Here is a 1,416-nt window from a genome sequence, read left to right as displayed (position 1 = left end):
AACAGTTTTAACCAGGCCGGTACCGGTGACGACCAGGATATTGGTGGCACCGTCGAAGGTGGCTGAGGTGATCGTTGGGGCTGCGACGTTGCTAACCGTGACGGCGTTGCCGGTCAGGTCGGCAGCGGAAGTCGTCGTGGCATCCCATGAGGCAGCAGCAGCGAGGTTAAAAGTCGTCGTATCAACGGCAGAGGTGCCATTTTTGTTCAGTATGCCATTGATGTTGAGCTGGTCAGCGGCATTGAGGGTGACGGTGAACGAAGTTGCACTCGCTGCGGTGACGTTGGGTGAAGTCAGGGTGTAGGAACCGCCCTGGCCAGCGATGGACAGTTTGGAGACGTCAATGGTGTCACCGCCCACCATGTTGGCACCGGTGACGACCAGGGTACCTGTGCTGGCATCATAGGTCGAGCTAATGACAATAGGGGGGGCATTGGAGACAGTAATGCCATTACCTGTCAGGTCGGCGATGTTGCCGCCGGTGATGACGCTGTTCCAGTCATCGGCCGCAGCAATATTGTAGGTGGTGGAGCTGGCGGCCGAGCTGGTGCCATTCTTGTTGAGCAGTGCATTGACGCCAGTAATATCGGCACCAGCCAGGGTGACACTGAAGCTGGTGGAAGACGTGACCTCGACATTGCCCGTGGTGGATAAGGTATAAGTCGAGCCGCCTTCACCAGTGATGGTCAGTTTGCTGACCGTAATGTCATTCGTTGCACCTATTGTTTTAACCAGGCCTGTGCCAGTCACGACCAGCACATTGGTGGCGACATTATAGGTGGCGGAGGTAATGGTCGGCGTAGCCACATTGGAGACGGTAACACCATTGCCAGTCAAATCGGCTGAAGTGGTGCGGCTGGCATCCCATGACGCAGCGGCTGCGAGGTTGAACGTGGTGGTATCAACGGCGGAAGTGCCATTCTGATTCAATATACCATTGATGTTGAGCTGGTCAGCAGCATTGAGTGTGACGGTGAACGAAGTTGCACTCGCCGCAGTGACGTTGGCTGAAGTCAGGGTGTACGAACCGCCCTGGCCAGCAATCGACAGTTTGGACACATCAATCGTGTCGCCAGTGACCATGTTGGCACCGGTGACGACCAATGTCCCTGTGCTGGCATCATAGGTGGAGCTGATGACGATAGGGGCAGCATTCGAGACGGTGATGCCGTTACCTGTCAGGTCAGCAATATTACCGCCGGTGATGACGCTGTCCCAGTCATCGGCAGCAGCCAGATTGTAGGTCGTGCTGCTGATGGAGGAGGTGCCGTTCTTGTTCAGTAAATTGTTGACACCCGCGATATCGGCACCAGACAGTGTCAAACTGAAGCTGGTGGCAGAGGTGACTTCAACATTGCCTGTGGTGGACAAGGTATAGGTAGCTCCACCTTCACCGGTGAAGGTCAGTTTGGAAAC

General features: G+C 55.6%; 1 protein-coding gene. It reads right to left on the bottom strand.

Annotation, left to right across the window (positions count from 1 at the left end; all coding sequences use genetic code 11):
- The coding region (locus tag LZ463_RS28845) for a beta strand repeat-containing protein (protein ID WP_241459771.1) at positions 1-1,416 on the bottom strand (1,416 nt) is incomplete at both ends.

The sequence above is a fragment of the Undibacterium paludis genome, assembly GCF_022568815.1.
Classification (GTDB): Bacteria; Pseudomonadota; Gammaproteobacteria; order Burkholderiales; family Burkholderiaceae_D; genus Undibacterium.
This window is presented reverse-complemented; position numbering and strand designations above follow the sequence as displayed.